Below are 21514 nucleotides of genomic sequence, written 5' to 3'. Positions count from 1 at the left end.
GCCTAGAACCGCGTCACGATATCCGACAGCGCCGGGCGAGGGCGGTCCTCGGCCGGCTTCGACGGTGTGCCGATATGGATGAAGCCGGCGAGTTTTTCATCCGCCTTCAATCCGAGCCCGTCGAGCACGTCGCGGTCGAAGGCGAACCAGCCGGTCAGCCAGCAGGCGCCGTAACCAAGCGCCGTCGCCGCCGTGACGATGTTCATCGCGCTGGCGCCGGCGGATAGTTCCTGTTCCAGGGGCGGTACTTTTGGATGCGGCCTGGTGAAACTGACCACACCGATCACCAGCGGCGCGTCCATCAGCCGGCGCTTCTCGATCTCGATATCGGCGGCCGGCGCCGACGGATCTTTTTCGCGAATACCTGCGCAATGACCTCACCGGCGCGAAGGCGCCCGTCGCCCTCGAACACGATGAAGCGCCAGGGCGTCAGCTTGCCGTGATCGGGCACCCGCGCCCCGATGGTCAGGATGGTGTCGAGTTCGTCAGCCGAAGGGCCGGGCCCGCTCATCTCGCGGGGCTTTACCGAGCGGCGGATCTTCAGGAGTTCAAGGGCGTCGGGCACTACGGTCTCTTTCGTCGGAAATGGCTGTGCCAGAGATAGTGGCACAGCCTGTCCAGCGGAAGCTTATTTAGACCGATTATGATCAGGCCGCCGCCCGCGCCCGCTTCACGTCCGGCGGCGTCGCTTCCTCGACGAGGGCGACCAGCGCCTCGGCGGTCGGCATCACCGTCTGCCCGTCGCTGCCGAGCCGGCGGATCGAGACCGAATGGGTCTCGGCTTCCTTCTTGCCGACGACGAGCAGGGCAGGGATCTTCGCCAGCGAATGCTCGCGGACCTTGTAATTGATCTTCTCGTTGCGCAGGTCGATCTCGACACGCAGGCCGGCCCGCCGCGCGGCAGCCGCGACCACCTTGGCGTATTCGTCGCCTTCGGAGGTGATGGTCGTGACCACCACCTGGGTCGGCGCCAGCCAGAGCGGGAAGTTGCCGGCGAAGTGCTCGATCAGGATGCCGATGAAACGCTCCATCGAGCCGCAGATCGCGCGATGCACCATCACCGGCGCCTTCTTCGAGCCGTCGGCATCGATATAGAACGCGCCGAACCGTTCGGGCAGGTTGAAGTCGACCTGCGTGGTGCCGCATTGCCAGTCGCGGCCGATGGCGTCGCGCAGCACATATTCGAACTTCGGCCCGTAGAACGCGCCTTCGCCGGGGTTGATCGCGGTCTTGATGCGATTACTGCCGCCGGCCTGAATTTCCGCCAGCACGGTGGCCATCACGCGCTCGGCATGATCCCACATCTCGTCGGTGCCGACGCGCTTCTCCGGCCGGGTCGAGAGCTTGACCGTGAGCTCGCCTTCGAAGCCGAAATCGGCGTAGGTCGACAGAATCAGGTCGTTGATCTTGAGGCACTCCTCGGCGAGTTGGGCTTCAGTGCAGAACACATGCGCGTCGTCCTGCGTAAAGCCGCGCACGCGCATCAGCCCGTGCATCGCGCCCGAGGGCTCATAGCGATGCACTACGCCGAACTCGGCCAGACGCAAGGGCAGGTCGCGATAGCTCTTCAGGCCGTGCTTGAAGATCTGGACATGGCCCGGACAGTTCATCGGCTTCAGCGCAAACCAGCGCTTATCCTCCGCCTCGTCGCCGGCGGACTGCGCCGCGAACATGTTCTCGCGGTACCAGTCCCAATGGCCCGAGGTCTCCCACAACACCTTGTCGAGGATCTGCGGCGCGTTGACCTCGTCGTAGTCGCCGGTCAACCGGCGGCGCATATAGGCGATCAGCGCCTGGAAGATGGTCCAGCCCTTCGGGTGCCAGAACACCACGCCGGGGCCTTCCTCCTGGAAGTGGAACAGGTCGAGCTCGCGGCCGAGCTTGCGGTGGTCGCGCTTCTCGGCTTCCTCGATCTGCTTGAGGTAGGCGTCGAGCTCTTCCTGCTTGGCGAATGCCGTGCCGTAGATGCGCGTCAGCATCGGGTTGTTGGCGTCGCCGCGCCAATAGGCGCCCGCCACCTTCATCAGCTTGAAGGCGTTGCCGATCTTGCCGGTCGAACTCATGTGCGGGCCGCGGCACAGGTCGAACCAGTCGCCCTGGAAATAGATTTTTATGGGCTCGTCGCCGGGAATGGCGTCGACCAGTTCGACCTTGAAGGCCTCGCCCTTGTCGCGGAACACCTGCTTGGTCTTCTCGCGATCCCAGACTTCCTTGGTGAAGGGCTTGTCGCGCGCGATGATCTCGCGCATCCGCTTTTCGATCGCCGCGAAATCTTCCGGTGTGAACGGCTCGTTGCGGAAGAAGTCGTAATAGAAACCGTTCTCGATCACCGGGCCGATCGTGACCTGCGTGCCCGGCCACAGCGACTGCACCGCTTCGGCCAGCACATGCGCGCAGTCGTGCCTGATCAGTTCGAGCGCGCGCGGGTCTTCGCGGCTGATGAGTTCGATCTTCGCATCGTGCGAAATCGGATCGTTGAGATCGGCGACCACGCCGTCCAGCGCCATCGCGACCGTGCGCTTGGCGAGCGAGGGCGATATGCCCTTGGCGACGTCGAGCCCGGTGGTGTCCTTGGCGAAGTCGCGCTTCGCGCCGTCGGGGAAGGTGAGGGTGATTTTTTGCACGGGTTCGGCCGGTTTCAAGTTCGCAAGGCCAAATTGGAACCCCGATGCGGGTGCATTGCTGTCAGGCATTGGCGTCTCCTAAAGCTCACTCCTGCGAACGAGCGCAGGTAAGCGGGAAAGCAGGGGTATAGCAGGGGATTCGGCCCCTGCAATCGGGCAATTTCGCGAAACAGGCCGTGATGGCAGGGCCGCAGGGCAAACATCTGGCCCCATCGTCCGCGAAAGAATGCTTCTCCGTCACGGCGACGTGCGCAGAGCCGCTCGGCATCAGCGCCGTCAAATCAATGAAACTCATAACAAGCGATGACAAATAATCCGGTATCGCGTCCTTTTCTTGGCACGGCCCATTCTTGGCACGGCTCACAGTCTACATGCATCTGCATGAAACATGAACGCGCGCGATTTGCTCTATGTCGGAGCGGCCTTTGTCGCGCTCGCATTGACGACGGTGATCCTGACCAAACCCAGCAAGATCTAATCGCGGCGGCGAAGCCGTTACCGGTTTGCGTAGGGGACACTCGCAACCCGGGTCAAAGCCGGCGTTGCGGCCATCTTGACCAGCACGTCCTTGACCGGATGCTCTGTCCAGGCCTGCGTGACGTAATCGCGATGGGTGACGCCATCGGGCGTCTGCACGAACACGACGCTGCCAGGCTTCAACGGCCCGTCCATGCTCTCGGTGACGGTGATGCCCCTGTCGCGGAGCATCTGCATCAGCTCCAGGTCGTGCCGCTTGGTGTAGCGGGTATACGAAGAGACAAAGAAGCCGGTCCGGTTTTTCTCGATCCATGACGCAAACTTGTCGAGCTCGCCGTAGACGGCATCGAGCAGGAACACGCCGCGGACGCGGTTAGAAAGGCCGCCGACTTCGAGGCTCCACGCCGTCGGCAGGAAGCCGCCGCTATAACCGACGATCACGATCGGCATGTTGGCGAACGCCTGCGCCGACTTCGGATCGCCGTGGAGGCGGGCGAGGTGGCCTGCCGAACTCCTCGATGAAGCGCTTGAAGCCGCCCGGCTGCCAGAACTTGCCGGCCGAGGAGTCGGCGGCGTTGACAGCCATTTGCGGGGCGAGCAGCACGGCGTTGACGCCTGAATCCGAGATTTGCTGCGGCACCAACTGGCGGTCGCGGACGTCGCGTTCCAGCGTCGCGCCGTTGCCGTGGAAGAACACCACGATCACGCCCGGCTTCCTGACATCGAACGTCTCGGGGACATGTACCAGGACGCGGCTGTCGTTGTAGGTCTCGTCCTGCCAGTAGACCTTGCCGCTGTAGCTGCGATGGCCCTTGCGGTCGCCTTTGACGATGTTGAGGAACGGTTCTTCCGAGCGCGGATTGGTGCCGAAATAAGGGAAGGCGGAGGATTTCATGCTGACCAGCGTGGTCAGTTCTTCACGCTCATTGCGGGGTAGCGTCAGCGTTGGTGTTAGCGAGGCGACCCGCAGCGGCTCGGTACGCACCGCGCGCGGCTGCGGCGCCAGTGCGACCTGGCGCTGGACTTGCGGCAGGCTTTCACCCGCTGTCGGGAAACGGTCGGCGAATTGCGGCTGGGGGAAACGGTCGTCGAACGTGTCGGTGGAAGCCTGCGGCTTGGCGGCCCGGGATTTGGCGCCATCCGTGTTCGCCGCCAGCATTTCCGGGGTCGGCGCCCTGCCGCATTGAACCAGGACGAAGGATAGCGGCACGATCAGCGCGGCCATCGCCGCCCAGTGCCATCGAAGGGGCAACGCACGGCGCGACATAGCCGGAGACGTCGCCCGGCTGGCGCGATCAACTGTCGGGAAATTCGGATTAGCTCCGACCATCCATCCCAATGCCCCAAGATCCACCGTCAACCGGCGTAAGCTCGCACGCGTTTAGGCGACGTTAAGCGCCCGGAAAAACTCCCCACATCCGGAAGCCTGAGCAGACCATGCAATCGTGTCGCGATTGTGGGACCGCCACGATGTCTTCGCAATCCAGCAGTGGCACGGTGCACCTGGAGGTACCATGCAACCTATTTTGTGTCTCAATTTAAACCCTTGTTAACATTGCTTGAATTGGGCGGCGTCAGCCTGCACGATGAGCTCCTGGCTGGGCGGCGCTGAAGGTACGGTCCGAGATGGCGGCATCAGAAACGGGAAGCCCGGCCTGGCCTGGCTCGCGGTCCGGCAGCGGCTCCACCGTTTCGGCCGTGGTGGCGGTTGCCATCGTGGTTGCCGATATGGTCGGTGTCGGCGTCTTCACCAGCCTCGGCTTTCAGGTCAAGGACATCCCCTCGGGCTTTTCTATCCTGCTGCTGTGGACGGTCGGCGGCATCGTCGCGTTGTGCGGGGTGTTTTCCTACGGCGAGCTCGGCGCGATGTTTCCGCGCTCGAGCGGTGAGTACAACTTTCTCGGTCGGGCCTATCACCCGGCCTTCGGTTTTGTGGCGGGCTGGGTGTCGGCGACGGTCGGCTTTGCAGCGCCAGTGGCGCTCGCCGCCATGGCGTTTGGCGAGTACGGCAAATCCGTGCTGCCCAACGCGCCGCCGCTGGCACTTGCGATCGGCGTGGTCTGGCTGGTGTCGCTGGTGCAACTCGCCGGCATCAGGCACTCCTCGACCTTTCAACTGGTCGCGACCATCCTGAAGGTGGTGCTCATCATAGCCTTCCTGGTCTGCGGCTTCGTGATCGGCACCGCGCAGCCGGTTTCGTTCGCGCCATCGGCGTCCGACTTCACCCATATCGTCAGCGCACCGTTCGCGATCAGCCTGGTGTTCGTGATGTATTCGTTCTCAGGGTGGAACGCGGCAACTTACATTATCGGCGAGGTGAGGTTGCCGGAGCGCAACGTGCCGCGGGCGATGCTGATCGGAACACTGATCGTGCTCGTGCTGTATGTCGCGCTCAACGCCGTGTTCCTGCATACCGCGCCGATCGACAAGCTTGCGGGCCAGCTCGACGTCGCCCGCATCTCCGGCAGCTACATCTTCGGCGAGCTCGGCGGCCGCATCGTCGGCGCGATGATCTGCTTCGGGCTGATCTCCTCGATCAGCGCTATGATGTGGATCGGGCCGCGCGTCATGATGACGATGGGCGAGGACATTCCGGTGCTGCGGCCGTTCGCCGGCCGGTCGGCCAGCGGTGCGCCGGCCTACGCCATTCTGTTTCAGCTCACGGTCGCGAGCCTGATGTTGCTTACGCGCAGCTTCGAGGCGGTGCTCGACTTCATCCAGTTCGCTCTGCTGTTCTGCTCGTTCTTTACCGTGCTCGGGGTGATCAAGCTGCGCATCACGCAGCCCGACCTGCCGCGGCCCTACCGTGCCTGGGGATACCCGGTAACCCCTGTGGTTTTCCTGCTCGTGACCGGGTTCATGATGTACTACCTTCTGACCGAACGGCCGTTGCAGTCGATGCTGGGCCTTTTGATCATGTTTTCAGGTCTCTTGATTTACGCCGTCTTCCGCAAGCGGGCAGATCAAGTCGCCGTGGCCGCAACGGGTCGCGAATGAGCATGCTGCACTGTCTGAGAACGGCGACGCTTGCTGCTGTCATGCTGCTGGCGGCCGTGGCTGCCGTCCGCGCCCAAACTGCAACGGTGGACGATACCGCGAAATTTCTCGCGGGGCTGATGCCCTCGGCGGACTCGCCGCTGGCGCCGCTCACCAAAGATCCTGCCTGGCAACGGCACGCCAAATTCTTCGACACCGCGTTCGGCCAGCTCGAGGAGCGCCAGATATCGCGGATCCGAGCCTGGGCCGATACCAATCTGGCGGCGCCGAAGCCCACCATGTTCTACATGTTCTCAGGCCCGGATTTTCTCTACGCCAATGCCTTCTATTCGAAGGCGTCGACTTATGTGCTGAGCGCGCTCGAGCCGGTCGGCTCGGTGCCCGATCTGACAAGATTGCCGCGCGGCGGCATCGCGTCGGCGCTCTACAACGTCGAACGTTCGCTCAGTTCAATCCTGAGCTTCAGCTTCTTCATCACCAAGCAGATGAAGACCGATCTGCAGGCGGGCCAGATCAGCGGCACGCTGCCGATCCTCTACGTGTTCCTGGCGCGCTCGGGCATGACTGTGAGGGAGGTCAGTCCGATCTCGCTGGACGACAACGGCGCGGCGCATCTCGCAGGCGAAAATCCCGGGCCGAACGCCGTGCGTGGCGTGCGCATCATCTTCACCGGCAGCGACGGTCAGGAAAAGACGCTGTATTACTTCTCGACCGATCTCTCCAACTCCGGCGTGAAGGCGAGCGGATTCCTGAAATTCTGCGCAACGCTCGCGCCCGGCAACAGCCTGATCAAGAGCGCGTCCTATCTCTTGCATTCCGGCAACTTCACTACCGTGCGCAACTTCCTGCTCAACAACAGCGCCACCATCATCCAGGACGATTCAGGAGTTCCGCTGGCTTATTACAGCACGAAGAAATGGCGCTTGTTCCCGTTCGGCCGCTATCTCGGACCGATCGACGAATTCCCGGGACGCTACCAGGAGTCCTATGCGGCACTCTTTCACCGCGCACAGCCGGTCGATTTCGGCATCGGCTATCGCTGGCGCACGCCGGAAACGAATGTGCTGCTGTCGGTGAGACTGCCGGACGATGGATCGCCCGCTATCGACGCCACCGCATCGGCGGAGGCGCCGCCACCGCGCCCGCGCAGGCCGCGGCCGCCTGCGAATATCGGACCGCAGCAATGGGGCGGACCACAGCCATGGGGCGGTGGGTTCTTCGTCTGGCGCTAAGCCGCAATCGCTGTAAGCGTCATACTCAGGAAGCGTTGACGCCGCGCCACCGTCCGTAGCGCCACGGCAGATACCATCGCGCACCCGCGGGCGTCGTAAGCGGCACGTTGTCGATCCCGGACGTGCCCCAGGGATGGCAGCGCAACAGCCGCGCCAGCGTCATCCAGCCGCCGCCCCACAAACCGAAACGTTCGATCGCTTCGTCGCCATACACCGAGCATGTCGGCAGATGCCGGCAGTTGTAGCCGACCAGCAGCGACAGCGAATGCCGGTAGATCCATATCAGCGCGCGCCCGGCATTGCGCGGCAGACGGGCGATGCTGGCACAATCCGTGCATTGTTTTTGCCGTGACGATGAAGGATCTGCCGATGCCATGCAGCACTATGTACGTAGTCTTGCGGGGGTTCCCAAGCAAGGAACTCAATTCCTGCAGATATTTAGCCACACTTAGGAATTATCGCACTGCAATGCGGCGTACCAAGCCAAGGTATTATGGACGACACACGTCAGCACAGTTACCGTTTTCATACGGATCGATGACAGAATCATCTCGCGCTAAAACGGGGCCATTGCCACTAGTCGTAAACGGGGCTTGGGGGAAGGAACCAAATTGAGGTTTGAGACGTCGCTGAAACTTCGCGGCTGGGCCCTTCTCGGTGCCACCGCCTTTTGTCTCGCATTGCCGGGCGCGGTCACGATGCTGGGTAACTCGGCGTATGCCGGTGGTACCCTCGAAGAACGCAAACAGCCGATGCATTTCAAGTGGAATGCATGCCAGCCGGATTGCCGGGGCTGGGTCTCGGCCGTCGGCATCGTCACATCGGATAGTCCGCGGGAGTTCGACGAATTCGCCAAGGGTCGCCAGCTCGCGGGCGCGACCATCGTGTTGGATTCCAGCGGCGGCTCGGTCAACGATTCCATCGCCCTTGGCCGGCGGTTCCGCAGCCTTGGCGCGCTGACGACCGTTGGCACCACGGTGCGCACCCGGACCCCGCAAGGCGAGCGCGTGAGCGTCGTGCCGGAAGCCCATTGCGAGTCGATGTGCGTGTTCCTGCTGCTGTCTGGCAAGACCCGTTACGTGCCGCCCGCCGCACATGTCCGCGTGCACCAGATATGGATGGGCGATCGTGCCGACGACGCCAGGGCCGCCAGCTACAGCGCGCAGGATCTGATGATCGTGCAACGCGACATCGGCCGCCTCACGAAATACACTTTCGACATGGGTGGCACCGGCGATCTGCTGTCGCTCGCGCTCAGCGTGCCGCCGTGGGAAGATCTGCACGAATTGTCACGCAGCGAATTGCGCCTGGCCAATCTCGTCACGACCGATGCGGTCGCCGATGTGTTCCCGCGGGACAATGCGTCGGTGCCGATGGCCGAGGCGAAGCCTTCCAAGCCGCAGGATCGCTTCGTTAGTTCCGTGACGGAAGGCGATGCGCAGTCGCAGCCGGGCAAGTCGACCAAGACCGCCGAAGCCGCGGTTCCGACCGGCGGCTCTGCGCCGGCGCAGCCAGCTCAGCCGCAACAGAAATAGGCTGCATCCCAACCCACGGTGGTCATCATCCGCGAAAGCGAATGATCCAGTACGCCGTGACGGTGGTGATAGACTGGATACCCCGCATTCGCGGGGTACGACGGCGGTATACTGGGCTCACGCCTGCGCTGGCTGCTTTGCCTTGGCTTCGATCTGGCCGATGGCGTCGACCACGGCGTCGAATGTCAGCATGGTCGAGGCGTGGCGGGCCTTGTAGTCGCGCACCGGCTCGAGCAGGGCGATGTCGGCCCATTTGCCCTGCGGGGGACCGCCGTTTTCCTTCAACATCTTGCGCACGGTTTCTCGCAATTCACGTAACTCGCTAGCCGTCGAGCCCACCACATGGCTTGCCATGATCGAGGAGGAGGCTTGTCCGAGCGCGCAGGCCTTCACGTCATGGGCGAAATCGCTGACCACGGGCCCGTCCATCTTGAGGTCGACCTTGACGGTCGAGCCGCACAGCTTGGAGTGGGCGGTGGCGCTGGCGTGGGGGTCGGGAAGGCGACCGAGGCGGGGGATATTGCCCGCCAATTCAATGATCCGCTTGTTGTAGATGTCGTTTAGCATGAGAATCGGTGTCCCGGGCGGCGATCCGAGCGCCCTTGGCGGCTGGGTTTCATCGTCCTATATATGGACAGGAACGGCGGAAAAACAGCCCGGCCGTTTGCCGTAGGCGGACGGACATGGACCAGACATGGAAACCAGTTCGGCCGTCCATGTGTTGTGGATGGGACTCAGGCGCCCGGCGGCAAAACCGCCCCGTCTGCCCGGTGACACTCCGGTCTCTGCAGGCCGGTCGAACGGAGAAGACATGGACGCATTGATCAAATCCCTCCGCCCTGGCAAGCCTTCCGATTTGAAGCCTTCCGAAGTGAAATCGCCCGATGTGGCCCCCGAAACCCGCCCGGCCGAGCTCGATCCGGCCGAGTTCCTGGCCGCCGCCGTCCGCGCCGACCTGCCGCGCCCGTCGCGCGCCGAGGCCGAGCACGCCGTGCACACGCTGCTCAGCTATATCGGCGAAAACCCCGATCGCGAGGGTTTGCTGGATACGCCTCGCCGCGTGGTCGAAGCCTTCGACGAGCTCTATCAGGGCTATCATCAGTGCCCGGCCGAGGTGTTGGACCGCACCTTTGGCGAAACCGCCGGCTATGACGACTTTGTCCTGGTCCGCGACATCGAGTTCACCTCGCAATGCGAGCATCACATGATGCCGTTCTACGGCAAGGCGCATATCGCCTATACGCCGGTGGAGCGGGTGGTCGGATTGTCGAAGCTGGCGCGGCTCACCGATATCTTCGCCCGCCGCCTGCAGACCCAGGAGCACCTGACGGCCCAGATCGCGGCCGCGATCGACGAGGTGCTGAAACCCCGCGGCGTTGCCGTGCTGATCGAGGCGGAGCATACCTGCATGTCGGTGCGCGGCGTCGCAAAGCATGGCGCGATGACGTTCACCAGCCGCTTCACCGGCATGTTCCGCGACAACCCGGCGGAGCAGCAGCGTTTCCTGTCCCTGGTGCGAGGGTCCAACCGGTAGCCTCGCCGAAATTTCTCCGCGAGGCCCTGTCGTGTCCACATCTGCAACGACCAATGAACGCGAAGAGGGGCTGACCTTCCAGCCCAAGTTCGACGCGTCCGGTCTCGTGACCTGCGTGGCGACGGATGCTGCGACTGGCGACGTGCTGATGGTCGCGCACATGAACGAGGAAGCCCTGCGCAAGACGATCGAAAGCGGTGACGCCTGGTACTTCAGCCGGTCCCGCAATGCGTTGTGGCGAAAAGGTGAGACGTCAGGTCAGACCCAGCGCGTGGTCGAGATGCGCGTTGATTGCGATCAGGATGCCATCTGGATTCGCGTCGAGCAGAAGGGCGCGGCGTGTCACACCGGGCGGCATTCCTGCTTCTATCGCAAGATCGACGCCGCCGGGGGCGGTGCGCTGCTGACGTTCGTCGATGCCGACCGGCAGTTCGATCCGAACAATGTTTACCGGAAATAACTGGCGTCGGTTCCGGGCTGGTTATGCCAACAGTTCACCGATCATGGCGGCTGCGCGTCTCGCACCATCGGCTTCGACCGGTTTCGGTCTATCCGGCCTCGACATGGCCAACATCATGGCGTCGGCAATCATATCGGGGGTTGACGAAGCGAAGTCCATTTGGATGCCTGCGCCATAGCGGCGGAGCCGGTGGGCGACGTGAAAGTTCTGCTCGAAATGGTTTCGCAGCGGAAAATAGACAAACGGCGTCCCGGCAGCCGCGAGTTCCATGCAAGTCGTGAGCCCGCCCTGAACCAGCGCCAGGTCACATGCAGCAAGATGCCGGTCGAGATCGGCGACGAACGACCGTATCTCGACGCCCTCCGGCGCGCGCAGGGACGCCGGATCAATGCGGGGACCGGCGACCACCACCATGCGCAACGCCGGCAGCCTGGCTTTCACGATGGGATAGGCCTGCAGGACGCGCTTGATCAGGTGAGCCCCGATCCCCGATCCGCCGACGGTGACGATGCAAATCTGTTCGCCGTTCCGGTAGCCGAGCGCTTCGCGAAGAAACTGGCGGCTACCGAAGGTTTGGGGGTGCTCGCCGATGACGTAGCCGGCGAAATCGAAGTGCCTCGGTACCCAATCGCGCATCAGGGGCAGATCCGCACCGAACGATAGCGGCACCACGTCTTCAGGGTGGCCCACGAAAATCGCTCGATCGCGCACGCCAGGATGCTGCTCGATATGCTCGATCATCTCGGCATTGTAGTCGGTCGTCAGCAGCGCCTCATGTTTGCCGCCGGACGGCATCGGCACGTAGCCGACGAAGTCGGTCAACCAGACGAGTTTTGCCTTTTTCAGCTCGGGATGCTCGTGCCAGTAGTGATCGATATCCCAGGCCTCGTCCGCAATCACGATGTCGTAAGCGCCTTGCTCGACGGCATCCTGGAAGATCATGAAGTTCTTGATCAGCACCTCGTCCATGCGGCGGAGCGCCTGAAAACAGTGCAATTCGTGTTCGCCGCTTTCGAGCTCGATATGCCGCGTTTCGCTCGCCAACCTTGCACTTAGCGGATGTACATGTTCGTTGCCGGCCTCCAGCAGACGCGTGACCGGATCTTGCGCCAGCCAGTCCACCGTGAGGTCAGGATGAAGCTTGCGCAGCTCGCGCGCGATGGCGATGTCGCGGCGGCCATGGCCAAGGCCGATCGGCGAGGAAAGATAGAGGGCGCGCTTCTGGCGTGCGCTGTGCGGCAAGACCTCACGTGCAGGCGGGCGGATGGCGAGCCGGCGATCGATGAAGTCGTTGATCAGCGCGTTCGCCTTGGCCGGATACCGGCCGAGAGGGTTATGACCGCCGCCTCTGATCGTTACGAACTCCGAGCCGCTCACGGCAGCGTGGGCCGCCCTGGCGCGCTCGCAGGGCTGAATTTGGTCGTTGTCGCCGTGGATGAACAGAACCGGGCAGCGGATGCTGCGATACATTTCCGCGCTGACATCGAACTGGGGAGGAATGTTTCGCGCTTCGACTGTTTTGATCAGGGTTGGTCCATCCGTCTCGGCAGCCCAGCCGACCCCGTCCTCGATCTGTTTGGTCGAATGCGGCTCGCTGCAGATGTTGCGAACGAAGAACTCCGCGAAATCAGGGTAACTCTTCAGCCAATAGTCACGGTTGAATTTGTTCCAGCCGTCGTAACTGTCTCTCTCGGCGAGAAAATGCGAGGCCGCAAATCTTTCCTGGTGCGCAGGTCCGATGGTCGAGACCGTGCCGGCGAGGATGGCTGCCCGCACGCGCGTCGGGTGATAGGCGGCGAGAATGGAAGCGAGCAACCCGCCAAACGAAAGTCCGACCAGGACAGCTTGTTCCACCTCGAGGCCGTCCATCATGGCAAGCGCGTCGGCAAGGTAGTTGTCGAGCGTGTAGGCAGTGACGTCTTCCGGTCGATCGGATTTGCCGTTGCCGCGGCCATCATAGGCGATGCAGCGGAAACGTTCGCTGAAGTAGGGAAGCTGCGCCTTGTAGATTCGCGAGTGGACGATGCTCCATGGCGGGATAAACAGAATGGTTTCCGCGCCGGCGCCGTAGCTTTCGTAAGCGAGTTTCACGCCGTCGCGGGTGATGAAACCCTCGCTGTCCGCCAGCTTTGCTCGCATGCTGTCACCCTTTTTCTGGTGAAGATCCTTCTGCAATCCGAATGAGGTCGCCGACGCGCCGCAGCGACGCCCTTATCGGCGAGCCTTTTTCTCCAGTCCCAGCAGGAACAGGCTTTCGCCGCCGATGAAACTGGAGGCGGCGATCGCGCCGACTTCTTCGGCCGAGAACGGGCCGAGCGGCCCGATCATCTGTTCGGTCCTCCGTGCCACGCCTACGATCAGGTCGATCCAGCCCATGAGGCCGGCTCGGATCACCTTTGCTACTTCCGCGTCATGCCAGCTCACCGCGATCAGCTCCTGCAGCACCCGCACGTAGCCCGAAGCGATATCCTCATCGAGGTAGTCACAGGCGCGGGACCACTGCTCCGACAGTTTTAGTGATGGATCTTCGAACAGCCTGTTCTGCCGGTCGAGCAGTTGAGCATTGAGATATTCGAATAGCTCCAGAACCATGTTCTGCTTGGAGCCAAAATGGTAGTGGATCTGGCTTAAGGGCACGGCCGCCTCTGCGGCGACTTCACGGGTCGACAGTCCGGCATAGCCGGCACGACGCAACACCTTCTTGGCAGCTTCGAGCAAGCTGGTGCTGGTCTCAATCTTCTTCACTGCCGCGCGCGCCATGGTGCCTCGTGATGCGATGGAAAGCGTCAAAGACGCTACAAGCATTCCGGCTGAGAAGGCCAGCCTTGCCGCTTCAACCCTCTACCGGCCGGAAAACCGATGCCCGGAGCCATACCGGGCACCGTGAAACAAATGTCACCCGACCTTCGCCTTGTTTCGCGGCAGCGGGATCAGCATCGAGACCTGCTGCCGGTAGCGGCGGTACTGGTCGCCGAACAGCGCTATCAGGTCGCGCTCCTCCAGCCATATGCCGATCAGGATGTAGCCGGTGGTGGCGATGGCGAACACCAGATGACCGACCGACATCGTCGGCGTCGCCCAGAACGCAAGCAAGAAGCCGAGATAGATCGGATGCCGGACCAGCTTGTAGAACATCGGCGTTTTGAACTCGGCCGGGGGCAACTCGCGCCCGAGAAGCCGCGCCAGCACCTGGCGCAGGCCGAACAACTCGAAATGGTTGATCATGAAGGTGCTGGCGAGCACCACCGCCCAGCCGATCCAGGAAACCGTCTGAAGGACAATTGCCGCAACTGGATCGGTCACCGACCAGATGACGCCCGTCATCGGCCGCCATTGCCAGTAGAGCAGCAGCAACGCAAGGCTGGCCAACAGCACGTAGGTCGTACGCTCGACCGATGGCGGCACTATTCTTGTCCACCAGCGCTTGAAGGCGGGACGCGCCATCACGCTGTGCTGGATTGCAAACACGCCAAGCAGGACGACGTTGATGAGCAGCGAAGGAACGAGCGGGCCGGCGGTGCCGCTATCGATGGTCTTTGGTACCGGCAAGTTGCCTACAAAGGCAATCGCATAAAGAAATGTACCGAGAAACAGCAGGTACGTGAGCGTGCCATACAGCATAGCCGTCAAGCCGCCGGTTATGGTCTTTGCGGGAGGGGAGTGGAGCGCATGGTCTGTCATGATCTTGATCCTCTCTGGGAAGACTGCGGAAGGCCTTTGCTTTCAGTGCAGACGGTCGTGATTGCCCGGAATTTCTCCTCGTTTGCGAGCCGGTCAGATCCAACGTCAAATATTCAGTCGGTCGAACGACCGAAAAGTTCATTCCTGCTTTATGTTGAAAATGCGGCATTTTAACCCGGCATTAACCATAAATGTCGCAGGCTGGGTCGGTGAAGCGCCGGATTGGCGGCGTTCACGAGCCCGCGAGGTTTCGCGAGGAGCGGGGCACCACAGATATGGCGGTCGACACGTCAAGCGCCACGGCTGCGGCAGGTGTCGATCCCGCGCGCGCGAGGATCGCGGGCTCGATCAAGCAGGCCGCATCCACGACCGGCGCCAGCTTCGAATATTTGCTCGCCACCGCGAAGATGGAATCCAATTTCAACCCGAAGGCCGCCGCAACTACCTCGTCGGCGCGCGGGCTGTTTCAATTCATCGACCAGACCTGGCTCGGCACGGTGAAGGAGGCGGGTGCCCATCTCGGCTACGGCAAATATGCCGACGCCATCACCAAAAATCCGTCGGGCAGCTATTCGGTCGACGATCCCGCGGCACGCGCCGCGATCATGCGGCTGCGGGACGATCCCGACGCTGCCTCATCGATGGCGGCGGTGCTGACGCAATCCAACAGTTTCAAGCTGACCGGCAAGATCGGCCGCCGGCCGACTGACGCCGAACTCTATATGGCGCATTTCATGGGCGTCGGCGGCGCCGGCAAGCTGATCCAGAACGCCGAGGGCAATCCGAACGCGTCGGCCGTGCAGATGTTTCCGAACGCTGCGGCGGCCAATCAATCGATCTTCTACGACCGTTCGGGGCAGCCGCGCAGCGTCTCACAGGTCTATTCGGTGCTGAGCACGCGCTATGCGGCTGCCGCCATTTCGCCGGTGACGCGCACGGCGATGGCGGCTGCCGGCGGCGACCTGCCCCGGCGCGTCACGGTCGCGAGCGCCGCGCCGGCAGCGATGGCGATCGACAACGCCGCCTATCTTTCGAGCTTTCCGGATCAGCGCGCGGTGACGCCGGTTGCGGCAACGTCGCACACTGCCTCGTCGTCGTCGGAGCCGATCTTCCGCTCGCTGTTCCAGCCCGGCGAACGCGCGCAGCCGATCTCGCCGACGGTGCAGGAATTGTGGGGCAGCAATTCGTCGCCAGTTGCCTCCGCGAGCACCGCATTGTCGGGACATAAGCCCGAAGTCCGCGCACCCGGAAGACTCGATCTCTTCAGCGACCGCAACGGCACGTTCAGTAGCTGACGCTGCCCCGTGTCCCGGGCGCGATGCAGCGCGTAGCGATGCGTCGCAGAACCGGGACCCATCGCGGTGGGCGAGCTCGGATGGACCCCGGATCGGCAGCGCAACACTGCGCGTTTGCGCGGCATCCGGGGAACGAGACATCGCAACGGTCGTCGCACCCTTAACAAAACGTCAATAAAACCAGCCGTTTATGGTGAACCCTTTGTTAAGCGTCATGGTTTATTTTTTCTAATAGTGGCACCGCGTCACGGTGTCGTTTCAGGTTGCGTAAAGCCAGGACCATGATCGTTCGGCAGTTCATCAGTTGGATTCGCACCGCTCCGGCAGGCGAGCGGGCAGAGGCGACGCGGGCATTGGCGCGGGCCTGGTTGATTTCAGATCTTTCCGAGGACGATCGCATCGCCGCCGAAGGCGCGCTGTTGATGCTGCTCGATGATCCGTCGCCGCTGGTGCGCCAGGCGATGTCGGAAGTCTTCGCGCGCAGCTCGGACGCGCCGGCCGCGATCGTGCAGGCGCTCTCGCTCGACCAGCCCTCGATCGCGCTTCCCGTGCTCGAACATTCGCCGCTTCTGATCGACGCCGACCTGGTCGACATCGTCGCCACCGGCAACAGCGACACGCAATGCGCCATCGCCCGCCGCATCAACCTGCCGCCCTCGGTTTCCGCCGCGATTGCCGAAGTCGGCTCGGCGGCCGCGGCGCTCGAACTGATCGAGAATGCCTACGCGGAGCTCGCGCCGTTTTCCTGGGACCGTATCGTCGAACGTCACGGCCATCTCGCCGCGATCAGGGAAGCCATGCTGGTGCTGGAAGGCCTGCCGGCCGCCACCCGCGCGGCGCTGGTCGCGAAACTCTCCGAGACGCTGGCGCAATTCGTCGTCGCGCGGAACTGGCTGAGCGCCGACCGGGCAGGGCGGCTGGCGAGCGACGCGCGCGAGCGCTCGGCCGTGAACATTGCGGCGCGTTCGCGCGGCGATGACATGCTGGGCCTGGTGCGGCACCTGCGCGCCACCGGGCAACTGACCGCCGGCCTGATCCTGCGCGCGCTATTGTCGGGCAATCTCGAACTGTTCGATGCCGCGCTTGCCGAACTGGCCGACCTGCCGCTGGCCCGCGTCACCGCGCTGCTGCACGACCGCGGCGGCGCCAGCCTGCAGGCGCTCCTGATCCGCGCAGGCCTTCCCGAATCGACGTTCGGAGCTTTCCGTATCGCGCTCGAGGTCAGCCGTGAGACCGGCTTTGTCGACACGATCGGCGGCGCCGCGAGGCTGCGCCGCCGCATGGTCGAGCGTGTGCTGACCCATTGCGAGACCGACCGCAAAGCCGCCGAGCCGCTCTTGATCCTGCTGCGGCGCTTCGCAACCGAGTCCGCGCGCGAGGAAGCCCGCCTGTTCTGCGAGGAGCTGGTCGCCGACGAAGCGTTCGTACCAGCCGTGCGCGATCTGATCGCGGCGTGAGCAGCACTGCCACCGCGTATTCTATGTCGTCCCTGCGAACGCAGGGACCCATAACCACCAGCGCTGATTATTTACAGGTAACTGCCACATCGCCCTGCGGATAAGCCGCGGCGTATGGGTCCCTGCGTTCGCAGGGACGACGGCGGAGATAGCTTGGCCGACTTACTCCGCCGGCACGATGCTCGGCGCCAGGATCGCTTCGAGATGTTCGGGGCGGTCGCGGTTGACCTTCAGCAGGAATTCATCCGCCACACCGCGGAGTTGCTTGCTGAGCGCGCTCGCCATCGTGGCGGTGTCGAGCTTGGTGCGTTCGCGCACGATCGCCTGAATGGCGTTGATGTGATGGGTGATCAGCTCGGATGGGACCTGATCGAGGTCGGGGGCATGTTCGATGATGCGGCACAGGCTTTCGGCGGCAGCGCCGGCGGAAGGGAAGCCGAACGTGGCGGCATCGCCCTTGATGTCATGGGCGGCGCGAAACAGCTCTTCGCGGTTGTCGATGGTGAAGCCGTCGCGGAGAATGGCCTCGTGCGAGGCGGAGAGCCGGTCCGCCTCGATCGTCATCCAGTTCTTGAATTCACCGGATAGTCCTGCAAGCGCCTTTTCCGCGCGCCCGACAGGATCGTCGAGATCGGATTCGGGAACGCGCAGCAATACCTTGCGCAACGGATTAGGCTGCGTGATCACGTGATGATCGGCAAACGATTTGACCTGTATCGTCCCCGGCTTTTCTTTCGCCATGATGGTCTCTCCAGGCTCGCGCTAAACGTTCGACCGCGCCTTGTCGAGCAACGACGGCTGCTGCATCACTTCCATCTCGCCACCGACCCGCCGCTCGGGGCCGATATAGGCGTTGTTGGTGTTGCGCCGCCGGTCGGGGCCGAAATAGGTCTTGGTCTTGATGAAGGGGCGCGGATTGGCAACGACGTTGAGGATGCGCTGATAGAGTCCCTTGGCCGAGATCGGCTTGGCCAGGAACTCGGTGACGCCGGCGTCGCGCGCGACCGTGACGCGCCGCTTCTCCGAATGTCCGGTCAGCATGATGATCGGCGCGTAGGGGTTACCCTTCGATTCCGGCTGCCGGATCATCTGCGCCAGTTCGAGGCCGTCGAAGATCGGCATCGCCCAGTCGGTGATGACGATGTCGGGCACGTAGTGGCTGTACATTTCGAGCGCTGTGGCGCCGTCCTCGGCTTCATAGGCTTCGCGCGCGCCGAACGAATGCAGCAGCGTCCGCAGGATGCGGCGCATATGCGGATTGTCGTCGCAAATCAGAAACCGCAGCTTGTTGAAGTCAATGCGATACATGGTCCGGCCCGGCCCAGCAAAACGGTATACTGGCGTTAACCATATCGCGGGGCCGGTTAAGGAATGGTTGCAAAACCGGCGTGAGAGCTCGGCGAACCCGAGTTAATACCCGAACTGCTCGCGCAGGATGCGTTCCTCGAGGCTGTGGCCGGGATCGAACAGCATCCGCATCGAAATCGTCTTGTCGGACAGCACCTCGACGCGGCGGACGTCGCGCACGTCGTCATGGTCGGCGGCGGCCGCGACCGGACGCTTCTCACCCTCGAGCACCTCGATCACCACAAAAGCGGAGTTCGGGAGGAGGGCGCCGCGCCAGCGGCGCGGGCGGAACGCGCTGATCGGGGTCAACGCCAGAAGCGCGGCGTTGATCGGCAAAATCGGTCCCTGCGCCGACAGATTATAGGCGGTGGAGCCGGCCGGCGTCGCCACCAGGATGCCGTCGGCGATCAATTCCGCCATCCGCTCGTGCTCGTCGATCAGGATGCGCAGGTGCGCGGCCTGGTTGGTCTGGCGAAACAGCGCGACTTCATTGATGGCGTGATGCAGATGCACTACGCCATTCACGTCGGTCGCGCGCATCAAGAGCGGATTGATCAGGGATTCCCGCGCCGCCGCCAGCCGCGTATGCAAATCGTGCGTCGTGAATTCGTTCATCAGGAAGCCGACGGTGCCGCGATGCATGCCGTAGATCGGCTTGCCCGAGCGCATGTGGGCGTGCAGCGTCTGCAGCATCAGTCCGTCGCCGCCGAGCGCCACCACGACGTCGGCATCATCGGCGTCATGATTGCCGTAGAGCTTGACGAGCTGCGCCAGCGCAGTCTGCGCTTCGGCGCCTGCGCTCGCGACGAAGGCGATCCGGTCGTATCGCTTGGGGGTGGCCATCGGACGACGAACTCATACCTGGCGCCGGATTGCGCCGCGCTCGTCTATACACCTTGGACAGGCTTGTCGAGATGGCCGTCGGGCACTTTCGCGCCGGTAACCTAAACCGGCGGTCATCGGGCCGTCATTTTTCCTGCAACGTCCGGATCGGGTCCCAGTCGTCGCCCGGCGGGTTTTGGGCCAATTCCCGGGCCCGCGCGGCAAACAGCGATGCCGGCCGGTCGATATCGGCCGAACGGCCGAAACACTCTGCAGCGCGCGCGAACTCGCGGGCCCGCCAGTGCACCAGCCCGTCGGCGTAGTGGGCGATCACCGTCTGCTGCGAGGGCGTCAGCCCCGCCGATAGCGCCAGCAATTGGTAGATTTTGAGCGCCTGGGTTCGCCCCTTGACCCTGATGGCGTCCAGTTCGCGCCAGGCGAAGGCTTGGCCGGCAAGCGCAACCGTCGTCTCGGACGCGATCACGGTGGTGCCGTAGAATTTATTGGCGCCCTCCAGCCGCGAGGCCAGGTTCACTGCGTCGCTCATCACGGAGTAGTTGAAGCGCCGCCGCGATCCGAAATTTCCGACCAGCGCCTCGCCGGAATTGATGCCGATCCGCTGCGCCAGCTTGCAGTCGCGAAATACGGCGGAGGAGGCGTTGAGTTCCGCCAGTTGCGTGCAGCAGTCCAGCGCGGCGCGTGCTGCGTTCGCGGCATGGTCGGGATCGTCGGCCGGGGCGCCGAACACCGCCACGATTGAGTCGCCGATATATTTGTCGACATATCCGCCATGGCGCTCGATGACGTCGGTCATCGCCGAAAGATATTCGTTCATCAACTCCATCAGGCCGTCGGGCGACATCTTTTCCGCGATCAGCGAAAATCCTTCGATGTCGGAGAAGAACACTGTCACGTTGCGGGTTTCGCCGCCGAGCTCCGGCAATTTGCTCGACGACAGCATGCGGTTGATGACGTGCGGGGCGAGGTAGAGCGCAAAGCTCTTCTGCAGCAGGCGGCGATCCTTGTCGGCGATGACGAAGCGGTAGCCAATGGTTGCGGCCAGCGCGGTCAGGCTGGCTAGGAACGGCTCGACGATTGGGAGCGCCAGCGCGTGGTTGAAGGCGACCGTCGCGCCGGCCACGCCGAGCACGATCATTCCTGTCCAGGCAGCGAACGCGATGACGGGCCGGAACAGCCAGGCGGCGGCCGCGGCGAGCGCAGCAATTAGTGCCGCGATAAGCAAGCGGGGAAGCGGCCCAGGTTCGATCACGCCATTGCGCGTGATCAGGTTATTGACCGCGGTGGCATGGATATAGACGCCGGCAATCGTGCTGGTCCTGGATCTCGCGGTGACCGGCACGCTCTCGGCCGTGCAACGTGGCGAACGTGCCCCTTCGATGCCGGTCGCAAAGCGCTTGGATGTCATTCGCCGATCTTCGATATCGAGAACGGTACCGAAGATCACGACCTTTCCGTCGAACCAGCGCCGGAAATACTCCTTGTCGTTCTTGACCGCACAGGCACGCAGGTCGGCAAACGAGAAGGTGGGGATGTCGTCCGCGCCACCTTCGAAATTCAGCGTCATCGTATTCGGCACTCGGCCAGGAACCCGGTAGCCGGCGAGCGTCAGCCTGCCGCGCTCGTCGAATTCGGGCGCGGCGCCGAGCGCCCGCGAGGCCAGCTCGACCGCCATGGTAGGCACTTTCGCGCCGTTGATGGTAAAGCTTAGCGGCAGTCGGCGCACAATGTCGTCGCTGTCGGCATGGTCGTTAAGCGGACGGATGTTCTGGCGTACCGCGATGCGCTGTCCTGGCGACGGCAGGATAGGGCGGTCGCCCAGAACTTCGCCCAGCACGACCTTGCCTTTGGCGGCCCCCCGGCCAGCGCACGCAGGAAGTCGCGATCGAAACCGCGAACTTTTTCGCCCAACATGCCATCCCCAAGCGGTATCTCGGACTGTTCGAGCGAGTTCGGGATCACCACGTCGAAGCCGGCGACCTTCGCGCCGCCTTCGAGCGTCGCTGAAAGCACGCGGCCGATCTCGCCGGTCCAT

Annotated in this window: 17 protein-coding genes and 2 pseudogenes; 7 read left to right on the top strand and 12 right to left on the bottom strand. The window is 63.2% G+C overall.

What is annotated here, in order from left to right:
• Positions 1–2: 2 nt before the first annotated feature.
• From ACFXS9_RS17820 to ACFXS9_RS17810, 3 genes and pseudogenes are all read right to left on the bottom strand, one after another.
• Positions 3–565: pseudogene (locus ACFXS9_RS17820) on the bottom strand (nitroreductase).
• 82 nt (positions 566–647) lie between these two features.
• Complete coding sequence (gene thrS, locus ACFXS9_RS17815; RefSeq protein WP_392690741.1) at positions 648–2693, bottom strand: threonine--tRNA ligase; 2046 nt, start codon at positions 2691–2693, stop codon at positions 648–650.
• 426 nt (positions 2694–3119) lie between these two features.
• Positions 3120–4431: pseudogene (locus tag ACFXS9_RS17810) on the bottom strand (alpha/beta hydrolase).
• Positions 4432–4727: 296 nt separating this feature from the next.
• On the opposite strand from ACFXS9_RS17810, the gene ACFXS9_RS17805 reads away from it, so the two are divergent.
• Both ACFXS9_RS17805 and ACFXS9_RS17800 read left to right on the top strand, forming a co-directional pair.
• Positions 4728–6098 (top strand): APC family permease, encoded by a 1371-nt coding sequence (locus ACFXS9_RS17805; protein WP_392690739.1) that lies wholly within the window; start codon positions 4728–4730, stop codon positions 6096–6098.
• A gap of 2 nt (positions 6099–6100) precedes the next feature.
• Positions 6101–7330: a hypothetical protein gene (locus tag ACFXS9_RS17800; protein WP_392699835.1), complete on the top strand. Its 1230-nt coding sequence runs from the start codon at positions 6101–6103 to the stop codon at positions 7328–7330.
• Positions 7331–7355: 25 nt separating this feature from the next.
• Here the strand turns inward: ACFXS9_RS17800 and yidD are convergent, their stop codons facing one another.
• A complete protein-coding gene (yidD, locus tag ACFXS9_RS17795; RefSeq protein WP_392690738.1) occupies positions 7356–7706 on the bottom strand; it encodes a membrane protein insertion efficiency factor YidD in 351 nt (116 codons plus the stop codon).
• A gap of 235 nt (positions 7707–7941) precedes the next feature.
• Between yidD and ACFXS9_RS17790 the strand changes: the two genes are divergently transcribed.
• Positions 7942–8865, top strand: coding sequence for a hypothetical protein (locus tag ACFXS9_RS17790; protein WP_392690736.1), 924 nt, complete (start codon positions 7942–7944; stop codon positions 8863–8865).
• 117 nt (positions 8866–8982) lie between these two features.
• Here ACFXS9_RS17790 and ACFXS9_RS17785 read toward each other — a convergent pair whose 3' ends face one another.
• Complete coding sequence (locus ACFXS9_RS17785) at positions 8983–9432, bottom strand: iron-sulfur cluster assembly scaffold protein (RefSeq protein WP_028349133.1); 450 nt, start codon at positions 9430–9432, stop codon at positions 8983–8985.
• 244 nt (positions 9433–9676) lie between these two features.
• On the opposite strand from ACFXS9_RS17785, the gene folE reads away from it, so the two are divergent.
• Together folE and hisI are read left to right on the top strand one after the other, a co-directional pair.
• Positions 9677–10399, top strand: coding sequence for a GTP cyclohydrolase I FolE (gene folE / locus ACFXS9_RS17780; RefSeq protein ID WP_334363448.1), 723 nt, complete (start codon positions 9677–9679; stop codon positions 10397–10399).
• Between the two features lie 31 nt (positions 10400–10430).
• Positions 10431–10859 (top strand): phosphoribosyl-AMP cyclohydrolase, encoded by a 429-nt coding sequence (gene hisI / locus ACFXS9_RS17775; RefSeq protein ID WP_392690734.1) that lies wholly within the window; start codon positions 10431–10433, stop codon positions 10857–10859.
• A gap of 21 nt (positions 10860–10880) precedes the next feature.
• On the opposite strand, the gene ACFXS9_RS17770 is transcribed toward hisI, so the two are convergent.
• From ACFXS9_RS17770 to mddA, 3 genes are all read right to left on the bottom strand, one after another.
• Positions 10881–12998, bottom strand: coding sequence for an alpha/beta fold hydrolase (locus tag ACFXS9_RS17770; RefSeq protein WP_392690732.1), 2118 nt, complete (start codon positions 12996–12998; stop codon positions 10881–10883).
• Positions 12999–13070: 72 nt separating this feature from the next.
• Positions 13071–13619: a TetR/AcrR family transcriptional regulator gene (locus ACFXS9_RS17765; protein ID WP_392690730.1), complete on the bottom strand. Its 549-nt coding sequence runs from the start codon at positions 13617–13619 to the stop codon at positions 13071–13073.
• A gap of 135 nt (positions 13620–13754) precedes the next feature.
• Positions 13755–14540, bottom strand: coding sequence for a methanethiol S-methyltransferase (mddA, locus tag ACFXS9_RS17760; RefSeq protein WP_392690728.1), 786 nt, complete (start codon positions 14538–14540; stop codon positions 13755–13757).
• A 275-nt stretch (positions 14541–14815) separates the two neighbouring features.
• Here mddA and ACFXS9_RS17755 point away from each other — a divergent pair, with 275 nt between their 5' ends.
• Positions 14816–15835: a transglycosylase SLT domain-containing protein gene (locus ACFXS9_RS17755; protein WP_392699833.1), complete on the top strand. Its 1020-nt coding sequence runs from the start codon at positions 14816–14818 to the stop codon at positions 15833–15835.
• Between the two features lie 281 nt (positions 15836–16116).
• Positions 16117–17292 carry a DUF2336 domain-containing protein gene (locus ACFXS9_RS17750; protein ID WP_392690726.1) on the top strand — a complete coding sequence of 392 codons (1176 nt, stop codon included), beginning with the start codon at positions 16117–16119 and terminating at the stop codon, positions 17290–17292.
• 162 nt (positions 17293–17454) lie between these two features.
• On the opposite strand, the gene ACFXS9_RS17745 is transcribed toward ACFXS9_RS17750, so the two are convergent.
• The 4 genes from ACFXS9_RS17745 to ACFXS9_RS17730 form a co-directional block, all read right to left on the bottom strand.
• Positions 17455–18033, bottom strand: coding sequence for an Hpt domain-containing protein (locus tag ACFXS9_RS17745; RefSeq protein ID WP_392690725.1), 579 nt, complete (start codon positions 18031–18033; stop codon positions 17455–17457).
• A gap of 21 nt (positions 18034–18054) precedes the next feature.
• Positions 18055–18600 carry a response regulator gene (locus tag ACFXS9_RS17740; RefSeq protein WP_028349127.1) on the bottom strand — a complete coding sequence of 182 codons (546 nt, stop codon included), beginning with the start codon at positions 18598–18600 and terminating at the stop codon, positions 18055–18057.
• Between the two features lie 102 nt (positions 18601–18702).
• Positions 18703–19482 (bottom strand): NAD kinase, encoded by a 780-nt coding sequence (locus ACFXS9_RS17735; RefSeq protein WP_057843854.1) that lies wholly within the window; start codon positions 19480–19482, stop codon positions 18703–18705.
• Between the two features lie 124 nt (positions 19483–19606).
• A complete protein-coding gene (locus tag ACFXS9_RS17730; protein WP_392690723.1) occupies positions 19607–21514 on the bottom strand; it encodes an adenylate/guanylate cyclase domain-containing protein in 1908 nt (635 codons plus the stop codon).

It is taken from the genome of Bradyrhizobium sp. RDI18 (assembly GCF_043203335.1).
Taxonomy (GTDB): domain Bacteria; phylum Pseudomonadota; class Alphaproteobacteria; order Rhizobiales; family Xanthobacteraceae; genus Bradyrhizobium; species Bradyrhizobium retamae.
Note: the sequence above shows the minus strand (reverse complement) of the source record. Positions and strands in the feature narration are given on the sequence as shown.